Origin of the sequence: Aquabacterium humicola, from assembly GCF_030167915.1 — a bacterium.
GTDB lineage: Bacteria > Pseudomonadota > Gammaproteobacteria > Burkholderiales > Burkholderiaceae_C > Pseudaquabacterium > Pseudaquabacterium humicola.
In genome coordinates, this window is sequence record NZ_JARGNB010000004.1 from 224153 (window position 1) to 240148 (window position 15996).

At 71.4% G+C, this 15996-nt stretch carries 11 protein-coding genes and 1 riboswitch; of the genes, 2 read left to right on the forward strand and 9 right to left on the reverse strand.

Features of this window, described 5'->3' with window-relative positions; genetic code table 11:
* The 5 genes from P1K89_RS19895 to P1K89_RS19915 are packed head-to-tail and all read right to left on the reverse strand — an operon-like array spanning window position 1 to window position 9377.
* The gene (locus P1K89_RS19895) at window positions 1–729 is read right to left on the reverse strand and encodes a phospholipase D-like domain-containing protein (RefSeq protein WP_284618242.1); all 729 of its coding nucleotides are present in this window, start codon (window positions 727–729) and stop codon (window positions 1–3) included.
* Window positions 726–5903, reverse strand: coding sequence for a DNA repair ATPase (locus P1K89_RS19900; protein ID WP_284618243.1), 5178 nt, complete (start codon window positions 5901–5903; stop codon window positions 726–728). Before P1K89_RS19900 ends, P1K89_RS19895 begins: the two co-directional genes overlap by 4 nt.
* Before the next feature lie 8 nt (window positions 5904–5911).
* Window positions 5912–6505: a TFIIB-type zinc ribbon-containing protein gene (locus tag P1K89_RS19905; RefSeq protein WP_284618244.1), complete on the reverse strand. Its 594-nt coding sequence runs from the start codon at window positions 6503–6505 to the stop codon at window positions 5912–5914.
* A 17-nt stretch (window positions 6506–6522) separates the two neighbouring features.
* The gene (locus P1K89_RS19910) at window positions 6523–8670 is read right to left on the reverse strand and encodes a flotillin family protein (protein WP_284618245.1); all 2148 of its coding nucleotides are present in this window, start codon (window positions 8668–8670) and stop codon (window positions 6523–6525) included.
* Window positions 8671–8729: 59 nt separating this feature from the next.
* The gene (locus P1K89_RS19915; protein ID WP_284618246.1) at window positions 8730–9377 is read right to left on the reverse strand and encodes a ubiquinone biosynthesis protein; all 648 of its coding nucleotides are present in this window, start codon (window positions 9375–9377) and stop codon (window positions 8730–8732) included.
* A 127-nt stretch (window positions 9378–9504) separates the two neighbouring features.
* A riboswitch (SAM riboswitch) is annotated at window positions 9505–9580 on the forward strand.
* 61 nt (window positions 9581–9641) lie between these two features.
* Here P1K89_RS19915 and metX point away from each other — a divergent pair.
* The gene (metX, locus tag P1K89_RS19920; protein ID WP_284618247.1) at window positions 9642–10796 is read left to right on the forward strand and encodes a homoserine O-succinyltransferase MetX; all 1155 of its coding nucleotides are present in this window, start codon (window positions 9642–9644) and stop codon (window positions 10794–10796) included.
* The gene (gene metW / locus P1K89_RS19925) at window positions 10793–11377 is read left to right on the forward strand and encodes a methionine biosynthesis protein MetW (RefSeq protein ID WP_284618248.1); all 585 of its coding nucleotides are present in this window, start codon (window positions 10793–10795) and stop codon (window positions 11375–11377) included. Before metX ends, metW begins: the two co-directional genes overlap by 4 nt.
* Before the next feature lie 25 nt (window positions 11378–11402).
* On the opposite strand, the gene P1K89_RS19930 is transcribed toward metW, so the two are convergent.
* From P1K89_RS19930 to P1K89_RS19945, 4 genes are all read right to left on the reverse strand, one after another.
* Window positions 11403–12020 carry a DUF937 domain-containing protein gene (locus P1K89_RS19930; protein WP_284618249.1) on the reverse strand — a complete coding sequence of 206 codons (618 nt, stop codon included), beginning with the start codon at window positions 12018–12020 and terminating at the stop codon, window positions 11403–11405.
* Window positions 12021–12063: 43 nt separating this feature from the next.
* Window positions 12064–12468, reverse strand: coding sequence for a DUF3597 domain-containing protein (locus P1K89_RS19935; protein ID WP_284618250.1), 405 nt, complete (start codon window positions 12466–12468; stop codon window positions 12064–12066).
* A gap of 119 nt (window positions 12469–12587) precedes the next feature.
* Complete coding sequence (locus tag P1K89_RS19940) at window positions 12588–15089, reverse strand: serine/threonine-protein kinase (RefSeq protein ID WP_284618251.1); 2502 nt, start codon at window positions 15087–15089, stop codon at window positions 12588–12590.
* 114 nt (window positions 15090–15203) lie between these two features.
* Complete coding sequence (locus tag P1K89_RS19945) at window positions 15204–15992, reverse strand: exodeoxyribonuclease III (protein ID WP_284618253.1); 789 nt, start codon at window positions 15990–15992, stop codon at window positions 15204–15206.
* Window positions 15993–15996: the final 4 nt, after the last annotated feature.

The window sequence follows — 15996 nt, forward strand, 5'->3', positions numbered from 1 at the left end:
TCAAGGACGCGGCCGGCCGCCGAGCGCTGCCCACAGGCGCTCGAACACCGCGCCGAACTGCGCCACCAGCGCCGGATGGTTGCAGAGCACGACGTTCTCCTCGTTGTGCTCGCAGGCGCTGCGCGTCCAGTTGTAGCTCCCGTTGAGCAGCCAGGCCTGGTCGAGGACCGCGAACTTGTGGTGCATGTGCGCGGCGCTGGTGTCCAGCACCACCGGCACGCCGGCGTCGCGCAGCGCGAACACGTCGCTGCCGGCATCGAAGGCCTTGTCGCCGTCGGTGATCAGGCGCACCGCGACGCCGCGCCGGTGCATCGCCAGCACCTCGGCCGTGATGCGGTCGTCCGACAGCGTGAAGACGCACAGGTCCGCGCTGCGCCGGGCCTGCCGCAGCTGGCCGCGGATCAGCGACAGGCATTGTTCGCCGGGGCTGAACGCGGCATGGGCCTGGATCGCCTGCGCGGGCAGGCGTGCGTTGTCGATGCAGCGCGTGATGCCGTCGAGCCAGCGCAGCAGCGGCAGCGTGGCCGCCGGGTCGGCGCCGACGCGCTCGCGCACCAGCGTGAAGGCGCGGTTGCGCAGCTGGCGCAGGGCGTCCTCGGGCGGCTCGGCCTCGCGCAACGCCTGGGCCAGCGAACGCTTCTCGTCGTCGGACAGCGCGTCGTCCTCGAGCGTGCGCTGCAGCTGCTCGAGCAGCTCGGCGGTGGTTTCAGAGTCCGGCGTGCGGCTCATTCCGAGGCCTTCTTCGACTGCAGCCGCGCATCGAGCTGCTTCGCGAGCCGCTCGACCTGGCTCGACACCGTGTGGTCGAGCTTCAGCCGCTGCTCGGTCGCGGCGATCAGCGGCATGATGATCTTGCGGTAGGTCACCGCGATCTCCAGCACCGCCTGCGCGAGGCGCAGCGACTCGGGCTCGTCGGCCGGCGACGGATCGTCGATGACCACCGGCGCGGGCGGGGCCGGCGGCGGCTTCAGCGTCTCGACCGCGCGCGCCACTTCCAGCAAGGTCGACGCGATGCGCGTGCTGCCGTCGGTGTCGTCGCCGCCCAACTGCCTGCGGCGCGTGAACGCCTCGCGGATCGCCTGCCAGCGCGCGGCTTCGTCGGCGGTGGGCGCGCCGAGCAGGTGGGCCAGCTTCAGCAGGTTCTCCTCGGCGCCGGTGGTCAGCGTCTGCGCCTCGCCGCGGTAGTGGTCGCGCAGCAGCGCATCGAGCTCGGCGTCGCTCATCAGCGGCGTGATGCGGCCGGCCAGCTTGACCATGTTGCGGTAGCTGCCCTGCAGCTTGAACGGCGGCTCGTCGCGGTAGGCATCCTGCTGCGCGGCCGACGCGATGTACGCGAGGTTGACCTTCAGCAGCAGGTCGCGCGCGCGCATCAGTCGCTTCAGCAGCGCCGTCAGCTCCTCCAGCTCGGCCGCGCTGTACGGATGCACGAACGCGCTGCTCGCGACGTCGCCGCCCTCGGCCAGCGTGACCAGCTTGTGCAGGTCCTTCGGGTCGCGCGAGGACAGCGGCAGCAGGATCGCATTCGAGGTCAGGCAGTTCTCGAGGTAGGACAGCGCAAAGAGCGCCTCGCGGCCGGACAGCACGTCGCCCAGGTTGTGGATGTCGGCGCGGTTGGCCAGCATGTCGGGGATCTTGAAGACCTCGCCGGACTCGGTGTACGGGTTGCCGGCCATCACCACCGCGAAACGCTTGCCGCGCAGGTCGTAGGTGCGCGGCTCGCCGTTCCACACGCCCTCGATGCGCCGCGTGGCATCGGCCAGCGCGATGAACTTCTGCAGGAACTCCGGCGACGTGTGCTGGATGTCGTCGAGGTACAGCATCACGTTGCTGCCCATCGCGAGGCCGAGGTTCAGCTTCTGCAGCTCCTGGCGCGCCGCGCTGTTCGGCGCCGCGGCCGGGTCGATCGACGTGACGTGGTGGCCGAGCACCGGGCAGTTGATGCGCACGAAGACCAGGCCGAGGCGGTCGGCGACGTACTCCATCAGCGTGGTCTTGCCGTAGCCCGGCGGCGAGATCAGCAGCAGCAGGCCCATGCGGTCGCTGCGCGCGGCTGCGCCCGCGGCACCGAGCTGCTTGGCGAGGTTGTCGCCGACCAGCGGCAGGTAGACCTCGTCGATCAGCCGGTTGCGCACGAAGGTCGACAGCGGCTTCGCCTGGAACTGCGTGAGCTTCAGGCGCTGCTTCTCCGCTTCCAGCAGCGCATGGCGGCGGCGGCGGAAGGCTTCGAAGCCCGGCTGCACCTGCGTGACGTGCCGGTTGAAGCGCTGCCAGAAGTCATTGAGCTGCAGCGCCAGCGTGCCGTTGGCCAGGCGCGGGTGATCGCCCAGCAGCCCGTCGGCGGTTGCAAACAGCTCGGCGTTGTGGCGCTGGCGTGCGCCGCGCAGTGCGAGCGCAGCCGCAGCCTCGTCGATCCACGGCGCCGCCTCGGGTCCTTGCGTCGCCGCGAAGCCGGCGACCCAGTCACGCGCGAGCGGCCAGCGTTCGGCGGGCGGCGCGGCGTCGAGGTCGGCCAGCCAGGCCGCCAGCTGGCCGCTGCGGTCCAGCGCCCGTTGCAGGCCGGCCGCCAGGTCCTCGGCCGGGCCGCTGATGACCCAGCCGTCGCCGGCACGCGGGTCGGCGAGCTGACGCACGATGTACGCGGCCGCTTCGTCGCGGCGGGCGGCGTCGGCGTCGAAGGCGTCCATCGCCTCGGCCAGCTCGCCTTGCAGCGCGACGAGCGCGCTGGTCGCGCCGAAGGCCGCCTGCAGCTGCAGCGCGCTGCGGGCGCGGCGCTGCAGGCCGGCGCGCGTATCGGCCTCCAGCGCGTCGTGCCAGCGCAGCGCGAGCGTGCGCGCGCCCGGCCCGTAGACGAGCAGCCCGGCGCCCTGCTGCAGGCGTGCCAGCACGCGCAGCAGCTTGGTCGCGTCCTCGTCGTGCACGCCCTTCTGGTAGCCCTCCTGGTAGCGCGCGGCGGCCACCGCGCGCACCGCATCGCGCAACGGGTCCACACCGCCCTCGGCCGTGGCCTGCAGCAGCGCGGCATCGAAGGGCGGCCGACCGTCGGCCAGTTCGCGCAGCAGGCTGCCGGCCAGGTACTCGGCGCGCGTCAGCTCGGCGCTTTCGGACACCAGCGCCTGCTGCCAGAACGGCTTCAATGCCTGCAATTCGTCGTCGTGCGCCGGCGCCTGGTAGTCGGTGCCGGTGAGCTGCCAGACCAGGCCGTCGCCGGCGGGCACCAGCGTCAGGTCCAGCGGCTGGCGGTTGATCGTGAAGGCATGCGGCCCGAAGCGCAGCGTCTGGCCGTCGTCGGCGACCAGCTCGCGCTGGTCGCGCACCGCGCGCAAGGCCGAATCGTGCGCCGCCTTCAAGCGGGTCGCCAGGTCGTCGGCCTGCACGGCCGCGCCGAGATCGCGCAGCTCGTCGATCAGCTGTCGCAGCTTGCCGAGCATCGGGTCGGCGGCGAAGTAGCTGTGCACCTGCGCCGGCTCGCGCAAGGTGGCGACGCGGCGCGGGATGCCGTCGAGGATGCGGCGCGCCGCATCGCCCATCGCCTGCGCGCGGCGCTGGCGCCCCTCGACCAGGTCCTGCCGGCGTGCGGCGAGTGCTTCGTACACCGACTCGCGCTGCTCGGCGATGTCGGCGATGAATTCCTCGTGGTCGGCGAAGCGGCCTTCCAGCTCCTCCAGCTGCGCCAGCAGGCGCGTCAGCGCCTCGTCGCACTTCTCCGGCGTGTCCGCGAAGGCCAGCGCGTTCTCCACCGCCTGGCCGAAGAGCTTGAACTGCGCGCCGAACTCGGCCCGCGCCTCGGTGGCGCCGAGCGACTTGCGACGCTGTCGCGCCTCGGCGCGCTGCTTGTTGATCTCGGCATAGAGGCCGGAGATGCGGTCGAGGATGCGCGTGCGCACCACCGCGTCGCCGCCGGGCAGGCTGCCGAGCTGCGCGGTCAGCAGGTCCAGGCCGTTGGCCTGCGCGTCGAGCTGGCGCAGCAGCTCGACCAGCGCCGGCGAGGTGTTCGCCTGCGCCAGCTCGGCCGCCGAGCGCTGCAGGCCGCGCTGCTGCGGCTCGAACGCGTTGTCGGCGGCCAGGAACTGCAGCGCGCGCTCGCCGACGCGCTGCTGCTCGGCGGCCAGCACCACGTCCATCGCGGCGATCGCCGAGACGTCGGCATAACGCAGGTCCTTCAGCGCATGCAGCGAACCGCGCTGCTCGCGCAGCCGGTCGAGCGCCTGCACGAAGTGGTCGGCGCTGCGCCACAGCGTGCTGGCGATGTCGGTCAGCAGCGCGCGCTGCGCGCGGGTCGCCTGGTCGATGGCCTGCGCGGTCTCGCGCCGGATCGTCTCGACCTTCTCGAACTCGGCCAGCGTCGCGCGCGCACCGTCGGCCACGGCGCGCAGGTCGTCCGCGAGGCCCTGCGCCTCCGGCTCGCCGAGCCAGAAGAACGCATCGGCGATGCGCCCGGCCTGGCGGATCAGGTCCTCGTAGGCCGCCCGCGTCGGCGCCTGCTCGGCCAGCGCGCGCGCGATGCCGACGAGGTCGGAGATGCCGCGCACCAGCTCGGCATTACCGATGCGGCCGAAGAAGCCTTCGGCCGGCGGCTGCGCCTGCGCGTGCTCCTCGTGTTCGAACGGCGTGCGCCACAGCTGCATCGGGTGCACGCGCGTCGGCTCGTTGCGATCCGCGGTGAACACCAGCATGCGGCCGTCGGGAAAACGCGCGTAGCCATGCGCGACGATCGGCGCGGCCAGCGTCTTGTCGATCAGGTTGTAGGTGAACAGCGCGTAGAGCCCGGCCTCCGGCTCGTAGAAGACGTAGAGCACGTCCTCGCCGTTCGGCGAGCGGATCAGGCGCTTGAAGCGCAACGCGGCGACCACCTCCTCGGGCAGGTCGAAGCGCTTGAACTCGCCCGACTGCAGCAGCGTGCCGCCCGGGAAGATGATGCCGTGGTCCTCCGGCAGCTGCATGCAGGCGCCGCCGATCGCGTCGATGCGCCGCACCTGCTGCGTGCGCGCGTTGTAGACGAGGAAGCGCTGAGCCGTCTCGCGGTAGGGCTTGATGCGCAGCAGGATCAGCTGGCCGACGCGCGCGTAGGCGATCTCGGCATCGGCCAGCGACTGGTGCGCATCCTCGACCGGCTCGCTGTAGAGGCCGAGGCCCGTCTCGGTGTTGTTCTCGACCTTGACGGTGAGGTCGCCGCCGGTGGTCTCGACGAAGATCGTGTCGAGCACGTTGACGTGCGGATGTTTGCCCTGCACGTGGTCCTCGCGCGTGGCCGTCGTCCACTCGAAGTCGTGGCTGGCCGGCAGCGCGATGTCGCGTTCGCCGCGGTTGTCGACGTAGCGCACGCTGCCGTCGCGCTGGATCTCCCAGCGGAAGACGCGCCGGTCGGCGAGCTGCTGGCCGATCTGGAACGCGGCCAGCAGCTTGTCGCCGGTGACGCGCAGCTGCTGCAGCGAGGCGTTCTTGTAGTACGCGTAGAGCTCGCGGAAGTCGGATGCGAAGCGCGGGTCCTCGAGAAAGCTGCCGGCCAGCGGCACGGCCTCGAGCTCGTCGCTGACCTCGGCCAGGCGGTACAGCGCGAACACGTCGCCGACCGCGGTTTCCTTGCGCAGTCCGATGAAGACGTTGTAGCCGAACAGCAGCAGATCGCCGATACGCACCAGGTCGCGCGCGACGCAGTTGTTCTCGGTGCGTGCGCGCGTGCGCTTGAGCAGCGCCTGTTCGCTGCGGCCGAAGGCGGCGAGCCGCGCGTCGTTCAGCGCCCTGGCCTTCGTGCTCAGGCGGGCGCCGAGCGTGACCAGGCGCGACTTCAGCAGCTCGTAGCTGCCGCTGCCGGCGACCAGGGCGTCGCTGCCTTCGGCGGCCGCCGGCGCCGGCGCCGGCGCCGCGGCAGCATCGGTGGCGACGGGCGCCGCGCTCTCGCTCATGCCGACGCTCACCAGCCGGCGCGCAGCAGCGCGAGCAGCTCATCGCGCTGCGGCTGTGCATCGAGCCAGTCCCGGATGCGCGCCAGCTCCTGCAGGCGTTCGGCGCCGTGTTTCTCGCGCAGGCCCGCTTCGCGGCGCGCGCGCAGATCGTCGGCCTGCAGCTGGCGCTGCCAGCCGTCGGACAGGATGTCGAGCAGCCGCGTCGCGAGGCCGGCCTGTTGCAACGATTCCCACTCGCCGGCATCGAGCCAGACCTGCTGGCAGGGGCTGCAGCGGTCGACGCGGAAGTCCACCGGCGCGCCGACGCGCAGGCGCTGCATCAGCCGCGTGCAGCGCGGGCAGTGGCGCGCGCCCTCGGCCGCGTCGGCCATGGGCAGCGCCGCGTCGTCCGGTGGTGACGTTCCGACGGCTGGCGCTGACGTTCCGACGGCCGGCGCGGTGGCGCCGAGCGCGGCGCCGCGCTGATGCCAGCGGCGGTAGTCGTCGAGTGCGATCAACTGGCCGGCGCAGGCGGCGCAGGTGGACGCCGGCAGGCCGGGCGCCAGCTCGACCAGGCGCCAGCCGGCATCGGCGCCGCAGCTGCAGTGCAGGGCATGAGGCATGTCGCTCACCTCCCGCGTTATTGCGGCAGCCGCGGCTGCAGCGACTGCAGCGCGGCCTGGAACGCGGCCTTCTGCGGCTCGGTGCCCTCGCGCATCACCTTCGCCAGCAGGCTGGCGACGCTCAGGTTCTGCAGCTCGGCCGCCGACGAGCCCAAGGCGCCGACGAGGCCGCGCAGGTCGCCGACCAGGTCGCGTTCGCCGGCGAGGTGGTCCTTCAGCCCGACCTGCAGGGTCTGGCTCTTGGCGATCACGCCGTCGATGCCCTTGCCGATCGCCAGCGCGTTGACGAAGCGCTCGAAGTAGTCGCCCTCGCCGCCGACGATGTCGATCTTCGCGTTGGCCATCGCGGTGCCCAGCACCTCGGCCTGCTGCTGCGCGATGGCCTGCTGCGCATCGATGCCCTTGATCGTCTCGACATGCGACTTCTCCAGCCGCATGCGGAATTCCTCGTGCTCGCGCGTGTCGGTGCTCATCGCCTTCATCGCGTCGAACTTGTCCTTCAGGCCCTTGGCCTCGGCGAGGAAGCGGGCCTCGATGGTGGCGGCTTCGGCCTGGCCGGCCTTGACCGTCGCATCGGCATCGAGCAGGCGCACGCTGACCTCGGCCTGGCCGAGCTTCTCCTTGCCCTCGGCCTCGGCGCCCAGCTTCGCGCGCAGGCCGGCGGCCTCCGCCGCGGCGCGGGCCTCGATCACCTGGGCTTCGGCCTGGCCGGTCTTCAGCGTGGCCTCGGCGCCGGCCGAGCGCACGTGCACGTCGGCCATGCCCTGCTTCTCCTGCGCGTCGGCCTTGACCATCAGCACCTTGGCCTCGGCCAGGCCCGACGCGGCGGCCAGTGCCTCGACACCTTCGGCCTCGCGCTTCTTCGCCTCGGCGGCCTTCTCGGCCACCTTCAGGCGCGCCTCCGCCAGCGTGATCTCTTCGCTCGCCAGGTGCTTGGCGCGGCGCTCCTGCGCCTCGGCGGCCTTGACCTCCAGCAGCAGCTTCTCTTCGGCCTGGCCCTCGGCCATGATGATGGTCGACTTCTTCGTGCGGTCGGCTTCCGCGGTGGTGCGCAGCTCCTTGATCGCCTCCTCCTGCTCGGCGACCGTGCGCTCGACGACGATGCGCTCGCGGATCACGTCGGCAATGGCCTTCTTCTGCACCTCGACCGCGCGGTCCTTGTCGATCTTCTGCAAGGTCACTTCCTTCTCGCGGTCGACCACCTCGAGCTCGCGGGCACGGGTGACCTTCTCCTCCTCGATCGCCACCGCGCGCTTGCGGTTGTTCTCGGCCACTTCCTTCTCGCGCTGCACGTTCTCGTTCTGCACCGCGATGAGCTGCTCGGACTGCAGCCGCGCGAGCTCGCTCTTGGCCTTTTCCTCGGCCTGGATCTTCAAGGTCTCGGCCTCCTCGCGCGCACGCACGCTGGCCACCTCGCGCGACTGCCGCGCCTGCGCGTCGGCGGCCTGGCGTTCGAGCTCCAGCAGCGCCTCCTGCGTCTCGACGTTCTTCTTCTTGATCTGCATTTCCTCGTTGCGCTGCAGCTCGTTGGTGCGCACGTGCTCGACCGCGGTCAGCTCGGTGATCTTCTTGATGCCCTGCGCATCGAGGATGTTGCTGTTGTCCAGCTTGGACAGCGGCGTCTGCTCGAGGTAGTCGATCGCCGCGTCCTCCAGCACGTAGCCCGACAGGTCGTCGCCGATCTGCGCGATGATCTCGTCGCGGAAGCGGTCGCGCGCGCCGTAGAGGTCGATGAAGTCGAGCGACTTGCCCACCGTCTTCAGCGCCTCGGAGAACTTGGCCGAGAACAGCTCCTCCAGCGTCGCGTGGTTCGACGCGCGCGCGCAGCCCACCGCCTGCGCCACCTTCAGCACGTCCTCGGCGGTCTTGTTCACCCGCACGTAGAAGCGCACCTTGATGTCGGCGCGGATGTTGTCGCGGCAGATCAGGCCCTCGTTGCCGGAGCGGTCGATCTCGATCGTCTTGACCGAGATGTCCATCAGCTCGGCCTTGTGGATGATCGGATAGACCATGCGGCCGGTGAAGGTGACCTCGGGCTCCGCGCGCAGCGTATTGACGATCAGCGCATAGCCCTGCTCGATCTTGCGGTAGAACTTCGCGAACATCGCGAACAGGCCGAGGATGAAGACGGCCAGCACGATGGCGGCAATGATCAGCGGTTCCATCGAAATCCCTCTCGTAGAGCGCGTGCAGGTGAAGGTGGGTGAAACGGGTCCGGTCGCAGCTAGGGTGCGATCTTGTAGCGCGCACGCTCGGCGTCGTAGTCGACGATGCGTGCGGCCGAGCCCTTGGTCAGCGCGTTGGGCTCGTCGGCCCAGACGCGGATGTTGATGCTGGCGCCGCGCTGCGCGACCTCGGCGCGGCCGACCTTTGCATTGACCACGCCGGTCAGCACCCGGCAGGCCTGGCCCACCAGCGCGTGGTTGGAGATCGCCGTGTGCGTGACGAAGAGCTTGCGCAGCGGCCGGATGGTCGCCGCGGCCAGCGGGATCGCCAGCGCGGCGGCCAGCAGCAGCACGACGGTGCCGGCGACGATCGTCTGCACCGCATCCGGCAGCGGCGTCATTGCCTGCAGCAGCGGCAGCAGCCACATGCCGGCCAGGCAGCTGGCGACCCAGGCGTACAGCACCAGCAGGCTCACCGCCACCGAGATCGGCACGCCCGACAGGCCGAAGGCGACGACGTAGCTCGCCAGCGTGGTCAGCTCCGCGGCATCGACATCGGCCTGCGCCTCGATGTCGAGATCCAGCCCCGAGTGCTCGAAGTCGACCAGGCCGATCAGCGCCAGCACCCAGTAGACCAGCACGATGCCCAGCAGCGCGGTGTAGACCGCGGTGGGGTAGACGAAGGTCGCTGCGGTGAAGTCGCCCATGGGCCCTCTCTGGTTCCTGCGCCGCAGCCCGGGAGGGCCGCCGGCGGCGCATGGTCCGATGGATCGCGCGAGCCCGTCAAGCACCGGCGAGGGGACGATCGGGATTGGCGTCGGCACCGATATACTCCACTTTCACAGCGCCGATTTGTTCCGGATTGCGGGCGCTCTAGAAATGCCGCTAAAGAGGGACGCCACGGCCCTGAAAGCCCGGTGTCGCCTTCGCAGCGGCGCCGGGTTTTGTTTTTCGGGGGCAGGATTTTCGCGATGGCATCGCTCGGGCACGTCACGCCGCAGACGCTGGAATTCGCCGACCCGCTGCCGCTGCAGAGCGGCGCGTCGATTGCGCGTTATCACCTGGTCTACGAGACCTACGGCACGCTCAACGCCGACAGGAGCAACGCGGTGCTGGTGTGCCATGCGCTGAACGCCAGCCACCACGTCGCCGGCACCTACGCCGGCGAGGCGAAGAGCGAAGGCTGGTGGGACAACCTCGTCGGCCCTGGCAAGCCGCTGGACACCGACCGCTTCTTCGTCATCGGCATCAACAACCTCGGCTCGTGCTTCGGCTCGACCGGCCCGATGCACGACAACCCGGGCACCGGCCGCCCCTGGGGCGCCGACTTCCCGGTGGTCACGGTGGAAGACTGGGTCGACGCGCAGGCCCGGCTGCTCGACCGCCTGGGCATCACGCGGCTGGCCGCGGTGCTCGGCGGCAGCCTGGGCGGCATGCAGGCGCTGTCGTGGACGCTGCGCCATCCGCAGCGCGTGGGCCACTGCATCGCGGTGGCCACGGCGCCCAACCTGTCGGCGCAGAACATCGCCTTCAACGAGGTCGCGCGGCGCGCGATCATCACCGACCCCGACTTCCACGGCGGCCACTTCTACGCCCATGGGGTGCTGCCGCGGCGCGGCCTGCGCGTGGCGCGCATGATCGGCCACATCACCTACCTGTCCGACGACTCGATGGAGGAGAAGTTCGGACGCAGCCTGCGCAACGGCAGCCATGACAGCGGCGCCCCGACGCTGGGCTACACGACGCAGGACATCGAGTTCCAGATCGAGAGCTACCTGCGCTACCAGGGCGACAAGTTCAGCGAGTATTTCGACGCCAACACCTACCTGCTGATCACCCGGGCGCTCGACTACTTCGACCCGGCGCGCGACCACGGCGGCGACCTGTCCCGCGCCTTCGCGGCGGCGAAGGCGCACAAGTTCCTGGTGGTCAGCTTCACCACCGACTGGCGCTTCTCGCCGGCGCGCTCGCGCGAGATCGTCAAGGCGCTGGTCGACAACCGCATCGACGTCACCTATGCGGAAATCGACGCGCCGCACGGCCACGATGCCTTCCTGCTCGAGGACCCGCGCTACCACGGCGTGCTGCGGGCGTACTTCGAGCGCATCGCGACGGAGGTCGCATGAGCGAACGCAAGGAACTGGAGCTGATCGCCGAGCTGGTGCCCGCCGGCTCGCGCGTGCTCGACCTCGGCTGCGGCGACGGCGCGCTGCTCGCGCACCTGTGCGCGCACCGCGGCTGCTCGGGCTACGGCATCGAGATCGCCGACGACAACGTGCTGGCCTGCACCCGGCGCGGCGTCAACGTGATCCAGCTGAACCTGGAAGAGGGCCTGGCGCTCTTCGACGACGCCAGCTTCGACGTCGTGCTGCAGCTCGACACGCTGCAGCACCTGCGCAACACCGAGAAGATGCTGCGCGAAACCGCGCGCGTCGGCCGCCTGGGCATCGTCAGCTTCCCGAACTTCGCGCACTGGCAGAACCGCTTCTCGATCCTGCGCGGCCGCATGCCGGTGACGAAGACCCTGCCCTACCAGTGGTACGACACGCCCAACATCCGCGTCGGCACGCATGCCGACTTCGAGGTGCTGGCGCGCAAGAACGGCCTGCGCGTGCTCGACAGCTTCGGCCTGCACCGCGGCGAGCCGGTGCGGCGGCTGCCGAACCTGCTGGCGACGGTCGCCGTGTTCAAGTTCGAGCGCGGCTGACGGCCGGCGCCGCACCGGCGCGCCGTCAGCGGCGCAGCACCTTGCCGGCCATCTGCAGGATGTCGTCCAGCGGATTGCCGTCGCCATTGAGGTCGAGCATCGATGCCAGGCCGCCGCCGGCGGGCGCGCCCGCCGGCGCGTGTCCCCCGGCGAGACCGCCGAGCACGCTGCCGAGCATGCCGCCCAGGCCGCCGCCGTCGCCCGTGTCGGCCGCCGCGGCGCCGTCGGCCGGCTGCTGCCGTGCCATGAGGCCGGTGACCAGCATCGCCAGCATCGGCAGCATCTTCTTCAGCAGATCGACGTTGAGCCCCGATTGCGCCGACGCGTTCTGCGCCACCGCGCGGCTGACGTCGCGCGAGCCGAAGATCTGCCCCAGCACGTCGTTGCCGCGGTTGATGTCGGTCGGTTGCGGCGACAGCACGTCGTCGAGCAGGCCGCCGCCGCCGAGCTGACCCAGCAGGTCGCCGAGGCCGCCGGGCGCGTCGAGCCCCGCGCCGGAGGCCTGCGCCTGCTTCTTGAAGCCGCCCAGGATCGCCGGCAGCAGCGCATCGGCGCCGTTGGCCACCTGCGATTCGCTCACGCCGAGCTCGCGCGCCATCGATTGCAGCCCGCCCATGCGGGCCAGCACGTCCGTCATGTCCATGCACTTCTCCCGTCGACAGGCCGCGCGGCCGCGCGGCGAAGGTTCAATCGAGCAGTTCCTTCGGCACGTTGCCGCCGTTGGCGGCGATGCGCGCCAGCACCGTCTTGTGCAGCCACATGTTCATCTGCGCCGAGTCGTTCATCAGCGCCGCCGGGCAGCCGAGCTCGGTCGCCAGCTCCTTGCGCGCGCCGAGGCTGCTGTCGATGTCCAGCAACTTCAGCAGGTCGACGATCGAGGTGCGCCAGTTCAGCTTCTGGGCATTGGCCGCAGCGCGCTGCTCCAGCTGCGCGACGACGTCGACGACCGGCACGGCCACCGGGGCGGCCGGCGCGGCAGGGGCCGCTGTCGCGGAGGGCGCCGCCCCCGCCGCGCCGGGCGCGGCGGGGGCTGCCGCCGCGTCGCCGCCGCCGAAGCCCAGCTTGCTGAGGATGTTGCTGAAGAATCCCATGGTGCTTCTCCCCGAGGATGATCGCGGCACACGCCGGCGCGGCCCATCATGCGCCCGCCGGCCACGGCCCGCCAAGCCCCCTGATCAACCTGCTGGTGACGGCGCGAAACCGGCCGGGTTCAGAGCACCGCCTGGCAGCTGCGCACCGTGCGCTGCCGCCAGGGGCTGTCGGCAGCCAGCGTCTGATGCCAGGCCGCCAGCGCGGTGGCGGCCGGGCCATCGAGCAGCTCGCGCAGCAGCGCATTGCGCAGGCGCAGCGGATGTTCGGCCGGCAGCGCCGCGGCATAGCGTTCATCGGCCGTGGCATGCAGGCGGCGCGCCGCGTCGGCGCGCCCGGCCAGCGCCTCGGTGCAGCCCAGGGCGTCGAGCGCCTGGCCCCATTCGACGCGGTGCGGCGTCGGCGCCGCGGCGTGTTCGGCCACCAGCGTGCGCAGCTCGGCTGCCGGATCGTCCCGGCCGTGGCGCAGCCAGGCTTCGGCCTGCATGCGGCGCAGCTTCAACATCGACGCCGACGTGGCCGGAAAGCCCGCCGCCACGAAGCCGGCGCGCGCTTCGGCGAGCGCGGTGAGGCCGTCGTCGGCGCGACCGGCCAGCGAGGCCGCCAGTCCCCAGGCCTGCACCGCGACCCAGCCTTCGGCGCCGCGGGTGGCCGTGGTGTCCGACAGGGCCTGACGGGCCGCGTCCATCGCCGCCTCGGGCCGGCCGAGCCCGATCTCGGCGGCCGCCAGCAGGCGCCATTGCAGCGGGTGTTCGGTGGGCGCGTCGCTGCCGCGGATCAGGCGCAGCAGGCGCTCGCGCGCCGCGCCGTATTGTCCGAGGTCGATGTCGATCACCGCCTGCACCGCGTCGAGCCGGGCCCGGTTGACGGCCTTCATCGGTCGGCGGGCCGCAATGCGCTGGGCGCGCTGCATCGCGTCGGCGGCCTCGCGCAGCTCGCCCTGGTTGCGCGCGGTGGTCGCGAAGGCCTCCAGCGCGGAGGCGAGATCGAGGTGATCGGGCCCGCGGGCGCGTTCGGTCTCGGCGACGAACGCCCGCGCATGCTGCAGCGCCTGCGGGGCGTGGCCGAGCCAGCTCTCGGCCGCCGTCAACGCGTAGTGCGCCAGCGCGCGCGCCTCGGCGCAGCCGACGCCGGACCGCGTGCACGCCGCCAGCGCCTGTTGCGCAAGCGTGCGAGCGCGCGCGCCGTCGCTGCGCAGCAGCGCCTCGGCCAGCGCTGCGCGGCTGCGGTTCAGCGCCGGATCGTCGGCCTCGGCCTGCGACTCCAGCAGGCCGACGGCCTCCTGCAGCGTCGCCACCGAGGCCTCGGTCTGCCGCAGGCGGAAGTACACGCGCCCCAGCTCGCCCAGCAGCTCGCCGCGCAGGCGCGGCTGGCCGGCGAAATCACCGCGCGCGCGGGCCACCGCCGCGTCGATCATCTCGCGCCCGGTCACCTCGCTGCGGCCCTGTGCCGGCTCGGCATCGCTGACCATGTGGTAGATGAAGTCGCGCACCGTCTCGGCGCGCTCGCGTTGCGCGTCGGACTCGCGCCCCTGCTGCCAGGCCAGCGCCGCGGCCGCCACCACCAGCAGCCCGCCGGCGCCCGCCACGACACTGGCCACGCGGTGTCGGCGCAGCAGCAGCTGCAGGCGCTGCCACCACGGCACGCGGCGCGCCAGCACCGGCCGGTCGGCGAGCAGGCGGCGCAGGTCCTCCGCGAAATGTTCGATCGATGCGTAGCGGTCGCGCGGCGCCTTGCGCAAGGCCTTCAGCAGCACGGTGTCGACATCGCGGCCCAGGCCCGGCATGCGCGGCTCGGTGAGCGTCAGCGCCTGGATCGACTGCGCGGCACTGTCGCCGGCGCGGCCGTACGGCATGCGGCCGGTGAGCAGCTCGTAGAGCACGACGCCGGCGCTGTAGACATCCGTCGCCGTCGTCACCGCGTCACCGCCGGGCACCTGCTCGGGCGCGGCGTACTGCGGCGTCATCAGGTAGACCGCGTCCTGCGTCAGTGCCGGCGTCTCGGCCGCCGGCGCCAGCAGCTTGGCGATGCCGAAGTCGAGCAGCTTCACCTGGCCCTCGGCATCGACGAGGATGTTGCTGGGCTTCAGGTCGCGGTGCACCGTCATGTGGCGGTGCGCATGGTCGACGGCGTCGAGCACCTGCAGGAACAGGCGCAGCCTGTCGCGCAGCGGGCGCCCGGCCGCGTACTCGGTGATCGGCACGCCGGCCACGTGCTCGAGCACGATGAAGGGCTGCTCGTGTTCGGCGACGCCGGCATCGATCAGGCGGGCGATGTGCGGATGGTCCAGCGCCGCCAGCACGTCGCGTTCGCGCGCGAATCGCTCGGCCAGCACGCCGCAGGCATGCGAGGCCTTCGGCAGCTTGATCGCCACCTGGCGCTTCAGCTGTCCGTCGGCGCGCTCGGCCAGCCACACGGTGGCCATGCCGCCTTCGCCGAGCTGGCGCAGCAGGCGATAGCCGGCGATGACCTGCCCGCTGCGGGGCTCGGCGCCGGTCGCCGCGGTCACGGCCTGGTGGAAGGCGTCGCTGGCGGCCTCACGCGCCGGCTCGGACAGAACCTGGGTCTGGCCGTCGTTCTGGCCGTCGGTCTGGCCGTTGGTCGTATCGGGCCGCTGCTGCACCACCCGCGCATCGTAAGGACTGCACCGCGAGCGGTCGAGCGCATCGGGATGATGGAGGCCGGCAGCCGCGGCGCGGTGCGGCGCGCCGCCGACCGCCCGCCCGCCCGAGGGGGCTTACAGGCTGAAGTCGTAGTCGATGATCAGCGGCGCGTGGTCGGAGAAGCGCTGCTCGAGGTAGATCGACTCGCGCTTGGCCTTCGCCGCGAGGCCGGGCGTCGCGAGGTGGTAGTCCAGCCGCCAGCCGACGTTCTTCGCCCGGGCCTGGCCGCGGTTGCTCCACCACGTGTACTGCTCGGGATGCGGGTTCAGCTGGCGGAACACGTCGACCACGCCGGCTTCCTCGAGCAGTCGCGTCATCCACGCGCGCTCCTCGGGCAGGAAGCCCGAGTTCTTGCGGTTGCCGCGCCAGTTCTTCAGGTCGATTTCCTTGTGCGCGATGTTGACGTCGCCGACGAGGATGAACTCGCGCGCGCCCCGCATCGACAGCAGGTGCGGGTAGACGACATCGAGGAAGCGGAACTTGGCGGCCTGCCGCTCCTCGCCCGACGAGCCGCTGGGGAAGTAGCAGCTGATGATGCTCAGCTTGCGGCCCGGCGTGTCGAAGCGCGTCTCGACGTAGCGGCCCTCGGCATCGAACTCGTCATGGCCCAGGCCGACGATGACGTCCGACGGCGTCTTGCGCGCATAGACGCCGACGCCCGAGTAGCCCTTCTTCTGCGCGAAGTGGAAATGGCCCTGCAGGCCGGCGATGGCATCGAAGCGGCCGGTGACGTCGGCGGCCTGGGCCTTGACCTCCTGCACCCCCATACAATCGGCGCCCACTGTCTCCGCCCATGGGACGAGGCCCTTGCTGGCCGCCGAACGGATGCCGTTCAGGTTCAGGGTGACGAGACGAAATGCCAAGGGT

What these genes read in the sequence shown, in the direction of transcription:
- P1K89_RS19900 (WP_284618243.1), bottom strand. Translation starts at nt 5,903, where the DNA reads ATGAGCGAGAGCGCGGCGCCCGTCGCCACCGATGCTGCCGCGGCGCCG.
- P1K89_RS19905 (WP_284618244.1), bottom strand. Translation starts at nt 6,505, where the DNA reads ATGCCTCATGCCCTGCACTGCAGCTGCGGCGCCGATGCCGGCTGGCGC.
- metX (WP_284618247.1), top strand. Translation starts at nt 9,642, where the DNA reads ATGGCATCGCTCGGGCACGTCACGCCGCAGACGCTGGAATTCGCCGAC.
- metW (WP_284618248.1), top strand. Translation starts at nt 10,793, where the DNA reads ATGAGCGAACGCAAGGAACTGGAGCTGATCGCCGAGCTGGTGCCCGCC.
- P1K89_RS19910 (WP_284618245.1), bottom strand. Translation starts at nt 8,670, where the DNA reads ATGGAACCGCTGATCATTGCCGCCATCGTGCTGGCCGTCTTCATCCTC.
- P1K89_RS19895 (WP_284618242.1), bottom strand. Translation starts at nt 729, where the DNA reads ATGAGCCGCACGCCGGACTCTGAAACCACCGCCGAGCTGCTCGAGCAG.
- P1K89_RS19915 (WP_284618246.1), bottom strand. Translation starts at nt 9,377, where the DNA reads ATGGGCGACTTCACCGCAGCGACCTTCGTCTACCCCACCGCGGTCTAC.
- P1K89_RS19930 (WP_284618249.1), bottom strand. Translation starts at nt 12,020, where the DNA reads ATGGACATGACGGACGTGCTGGCCCGCATGGGCGGGCTGCAATCGATG.
- P1K89_RS19935 (WP_284618250.1), bottom strand. Translation starts at nt 12,468, where the DNA reads ATGGGATTCTTCAGCAACATCCTCAGCAAGCTGGGCTTCGGCGGCGGC.